This is a genomic window from Shewanella sp. BJSY2023SW001, from assembly GCF_047314685.1.
Lineage (GTDB): Bacteria > Pseudomonadota > Gammaproteobacteria > Enterobacterales > Shewanellaceae > Shewanella > Shewanella indica.
Window position 1 is genome coordinate 1 of the sequence record NZ_JBKORF010000078.1, and the last position, 4,737, is coordinate 4,737.

Annotated in this window: 4 protein-coding genes; 2 read left to right on the plus strand and 2 right to left on the minus strand. The window is 47.0% G+C overall.

Going from position 1 to position 4,737, the window contains the following annotated elements; all coding sequences use genetic code 11:
• Nucleotides 1–214: 214 nt before the first annotated feature.
• Nucleotides 215–1,237, minus strand: coding sequence for an IS110 family transposase (locus tag ACMHXH_RS17500; RefSeq protein WP_413737849.1), 1,023 nt, complete (start codon nt 1,235–1,237; stop codon nt 215–217).
• A gap of 190 nt (nt 1,238–1,427) precedes the next feature.
• Here ACMHXH_RS17500 and ACMHXH_RS17505 point away from each other — a divergent pair, with 190 nt between their 5' ends.
• Both ACMHXH_RS17505 and ACMHXH_RS17510 read left to right on the plus strand, forming a co-directional pair.
• Entirely contained in the window at nt 1,428–2,465 is a 1,038-nt protein-coding gene (locus ACMHXH_RS17505; protein WP_413738386.1) for an IS630 family transposase, read from the plus strand.
• Nucleotides 2,466–3,002: 537 nt separating this feature from the next.
• Nucleotides 3,003–3,581 (plus strand): GIY-YIG nuclease family protein, encoded by a 579-nt coding sequence (locus ACMHXH_RS17510; protein ID WP_413738388.1) that lies wholly within the window; start codon nt 3,003–3,005, stop codon nt 3,579–3,581.
• Here ACMHXH_RS17510 and ACMHXH_RS17515 read toward each other — a convergent pair.
• Nucleotides 3,535–4,658 (minus strand): IS3-like element ISVpa4 family transposase gene (locus tag ACMHXH_RS17515; RefSeq protein WP_114139936.1). Its coding sequence is split into 2 segments (ribosomal slippage): nt 3,535–4,406 and nt 4,406–4,658, totalling 1,125 coding nucleotides; the frame shifts between segments, so codons are not numbered across the junction. The genes ACMHXH_RS17510 and ACMHXH_RS17515 overlap by 47 nt on opposite strands.
• Nucleotides 4,659–4,737: the final 79 nt, after the last annotated feature.

Genomic DNA, 4,737 nt, shown 5'->3' on the forward strand with positions numbered 1-4,737 from the left:
TATATGGACACCTCTCCGATGCAAGCACCGGCAGGTCTCTTTCTGACAAAGTAGCCACACACATATATCCGGCTTCGTGAGCCCTGATGAACATCCGTACTCTCTGTCCTCATTAGTGCCATGGCTTTTAGCAGCCCAGCTATTTGTCAGGTTCACAGAGAGTCGGTTCTACCTGTCAGCACATCAACTCTTTGGACTTATTAAAATCAGTTAGTTACTTAACGATATACTCTGTTTTTTGGTTTATTAGCGCCCACGCTATTCGGGCATTTTTGTTAGCCAGCGCCACTACAGCTTTGTTTACGCCACTTCGGGCAATAATACCTTTCAGCCACCGCTGGAGACCTCCACATCGTTCTTCCGGAAGGTTGATGACCCGGTAAACCACTGAGCGGGCGCCATGAATAATCAGTCCTCGCAGATAACCATCTCCGCGTTTTGTTATCCCGAGTAGTTTGACTTTACCACCACTGCTGTGCTCCTTCGGAACCAGCCCCAGATAGCTGGCAAAATGCCGGCCATTCTGAAAATCAGCACTGTCGCCCAGAGCTACCGTCAAGGCTGAAGCCCCTAATGGCCCGATACCAGGTATGCTTTTCAGTCTGAGGGTATCCTCATTTTGCTGGCTGATAAGCGCAAGGCGCAGATCCAGAGTTTTAATCCGCTGCTGATTGTCCTGAAGTTCCTGCAACATCTCATGGAACAGCTCCCGGCTGAGCGTGGTGAGCTCATTTTCTGCATCCTCCAGGTGCTCAGGCAGGTGGGCCATAATTTTATGAGCCCCTTCCGGTATGGCAATACCGTATTCCAGGCCTAGCCCCCGTATCTGGTTAATCAGCGCGGTTTTGTTTTTCATCAGCCGCTGGCGAACCCGGTGCAGACACTGAATATCCTGCTGTTCAATAGACTTCTCCGGCACATAGCGCATACCCGGGCGACTGTCAGCTTCGACAATTGCAGCTGCATCATTTTTGTCATTTTTACTGCCCATTCTGAAGGGGGCAACATACTGTGGACTGATTTGTTTAACTTCATGTCCGTATTGCCTGAACTGGCGTGACCAGTAATTTGCACTGCCGCACGCTTCCATCACAATACGGGACGGAGGCTGCTGAACAATAAACGCCGTCAATTTTTCACGGGTGATCATTTTATTCGCTTTCTTCTCACCCTGCGCAGATACGATATTCACCTGAAAAACTCGCTTTGCCAGATCAATTCCGATAATTTGTTCCATGGGACACCTCTTCATATTGCTGTTGGTTTGCACTTACAGCATGGCTCACTGAAGTCTTTGTGGGGAGGTGTCCATTTCATTAGTTCCTAAATGTAGATCACTGCGTTTCGAAAATAGAAGGAACTCGGCTCGATTCAAGCGTTCTGATCAATCGCCAAACCAACCAACTCACACAAACCGAGCCGAGATCATGATTCTAACATTACCAACCCGCTCTGAAAGACGTCGAATACAAAAAAAGATGTATAAAACCAGAGATAAAGACGAGTGCCGTCGCCTGAATGCCATTCTCTTGTTGGCATCTGGACGTACTGTTACTGAAGTATCAGGCTTGATAGCTGCAGCGCGTTCTTCAATCAACAGATGGGTCAGTTGGTACACTGAATGTGGCATTGAGGGGCTGGAGTCTTCAACCAGAGGCCGTTCCTGTGTGCTTCCTTTCCAACAAATAACGAGTGTAATCAAACTACTGCTTCAATTGTCCCCCCAAGAGCTTGGATACCAACGTTCCCGCTGGAGTACTGAATTAATAGCTCTTGAGGTTAACCGCTTATTTTCGCTGCAGGTTCATTCCTCAACGATTCGGCGGTGGTTGCCTAAACTTGGCGTTGTTTGGCGTAGAGCCGCTCCCACCTTGCATATCAAAGATCCTCATAAAGATGAGAAGCTTGCGGAAATTAAGGCAGCTTTGAAGCGTTGCAATATAAACCATCCCGTATTTTATGAAGATGAAGTTGATATCCATCTCAATCCAAAAATCGGCGCAGAATGGATGCATAAAGGCCATCAAAAACGAGTGACAACGCCGGGACAGAATAGCAAACGATACTTGGCAGGTGCGCTACACACAGGAACGGGGAAAGTCAGTTATGTCGCCAGTTCTAGCAAAGATTCTATGCTATTTCTTTCAATGCTGAAATTACTCAAAAGACGGTACAGACGAGCCCAAACGATTACGCTCATTATCGATAACTACATCATCCACAAGAGTAAAAAGACTCAAGCTTGGCTCAAGCAAAACCCAAAGTTTATCTTGTTATTTCAGCCGGTTTACTCACCTTGGGTCAACAAAATGGAGCAGTTGTGGCACGCACTACATGAAACCGTTACCCGAAACCATCAGTGCAAAAACATCTGGAAGTTGATGGAGCGGGTTAAGTATTTTATGGACCATGCTTCACCATTCCCTGGTGGCGGGCATGGTCTCATGAAAGTGGAGCACAATTAGGAACACTTATTTAGGCTTTCAGCTGCTTTACGAGATTTTCTGGCGAACAGGCATACCCAGTCTTATGACTTTGTTGAATGCCTTAACCTCAGCCTGTTGATGCTGCGTCACGGTCGGCTGAAGCCCGCTGCAGCTGTCCAGGCAGCCCCCCAGCTGAATAGGGCCAGACAGTTTCTGGAACACAGTTGCAGCAGTAACACCTCACTCCAGGAACTGGCCAGTCTGGTACAACTGCGCCTTTTGTGTTACTCAGGCAGTTCAGGGCACAATTTGGCTCAAACCCAGGCAAGATTAATTCTGGCGCGAACGTTGTTGCGGCTGGGCGCTTCCCCATCCAGGTGGAACAGGACTGAGGATTTTGCGACCAAAGCCATTTGAACCGTCAATTCGTCAGTCAAAAAACAAACTCTTTTAAATCATAGTGTTACGCACCTTTGCTTGTGCAGTATGTACCCTGTATTTGTACCACCCTATAACCAACAGTGAACAACAGAAGAACTATACTGACATAACCTATCTTAAGTGTCTGGAGTTAGAATGGCTAGCTCATTAAAACAACTTCTTAATTGGGGTAAAGAACATCCAATAACGGCAACTGCTATAGCCGTTGGGAGTGTATTAGTTGTAGCTGGTACTATATACGTTATAACGCCATACTTACTGCGTATACTTGGAGCGGTGGGTTCTGGACTTGTTAATGGCGTTGCTTCTAGACCCCAAAAAAAACCAGCCTGCTGTAAAGCAAGTCAGAAGAATGTTTACAAGTGCAAAGAACAATCCCTTCAAATACCCAGCGTCGACATTATTTCGGAGACTATTCCAACACCTTTAGTCGGCTCAGCACTTAAACCAGGCAGGCCCTGTCAACATTCGTCTTGTGAGTCCATAAAGAAAGGACTGATCGGTATATATCGTATCAGAGACACTGAAGGTGCCTATAAGTACATTGGTAAAACCATCGATATGCGTCGGCGTTGCCAAGAGCATTCTCGCAGAGGGTTGTTCAATGAACAGAAGTGGTCCCCAACGGTTGGACACATAAGCTCATTTCTTAAGTGGTTGACCCAGCTCATGCTGCGTATCTTTGCCTACCGAAGTAGGCCTCATCAGGAGTGAGGTTATTGAGTCCTTGATGGTTACGCTCTTCATTATAAAACACCATGTAGTTGCCGATTTCAAGCTCGGCTTCACGGGGCGTGGTATAAGCCTTTAAGTAAACCTCCTCATATTTCAGGCTTCGCCATAATCGCTCAATGAAAACATTGTCAACCCAGCGGCCTTTCCCATCCATGCTTATACGTACGTTATGCTCAATTAACTTCTGTGTGAACTCTGTGCTGGTAAACTGGCTGCCTTGATCTGAGTTAAAGATATCAGGTGGCCCATAATGCTTCAGCGCTTCCTCAAGCGCTTCGATACAAAAACTCGTGTCCATGGTGTTGGATAGTCGCCAAGCCAGCACTTTGCGGCTATACCAGTCGATAATCGCAACGAGGTACAGGAACCCCTTCGCCATTGGGATATATGTGATATCAATCGCCCAAGCTTGGTTTGGGTAAGTGACTTCGATATCACGCAACAGGTAGGGATACACCTTGTGTGCTTTGTTCGCCAGCGTCGTTTTGGGCTTGGGGTAAATCGCCCCAATCCCCATATCGCGCATGAGTCGAACAACACGCTTACGATTAACGCTATGGCCATTTTTAGCCAGCTCAGTTCGAATGCGCCGACTGCCCATAAACGGATACTGCAGATGAATTTCGTCAATCATTCGTCGTAACGTGATCTCCTCAGCAGAGAGTCCGATGGGTTGATAGTAAGCGGTAGAGCGAGCAATATTGAGCAGCTCACATTGGCGCTTTATCGGCAATGGGGTGGATTTAACCAGCGAACTCTTTCGCTGGGCTCGGTCTAACGACCGAGCACTTTGGCCAAAAAATCATTTTCCATGGTCAATTGACCGATCTTGGCGTGAAGTTTGTCCACTTCTTCGGAACTCTCTTTTCCTGAGTGATTTTCGGTGGCAAAAATCATGGCTGCGTTTTCAAGCAGCTCCTTTTTCCATGTTGAGATCTGGTTAGCGTGCAGGTTATATTTCTGAGCTAGCTCAGCGACGGTTTTATCGCCTTTAGCGGCATCGAGAGCCACCTTAGCTTTAAACTCAGGAGAGTGGTTTCTACGTTTTCTAGTCATAATCTGTCCCTGTATTGTTGGGTACTATCAAAACAGATCGACCACTTAAAGTCATGTCCGAAAATTGGGGGCCACTTCT

Coding starts and splice junctions, on each gene's coding strand:
- ACMHXH_RS17500 (WP_413737849.1), bottom strand. CDS start 1,237: ATGGAACAAATTATCGGAATTGATCTGGCAAAGCGAGTTTTTCAGGTG.
- ACMHXH_RS17505 (WP_413738386.1), top strand. CDS start 1,428: ATGATTCTAACATTACCAACCCGCTCTGAAAGACGTCGAATACAAAAA.
- ACMHXH_RS17510 (WP_413738388.1), top strand. CDS start 3,003: ATGGCTAGCTCATTAAAACAACTTCTTAATTGGGGTAAAGAACATCCA.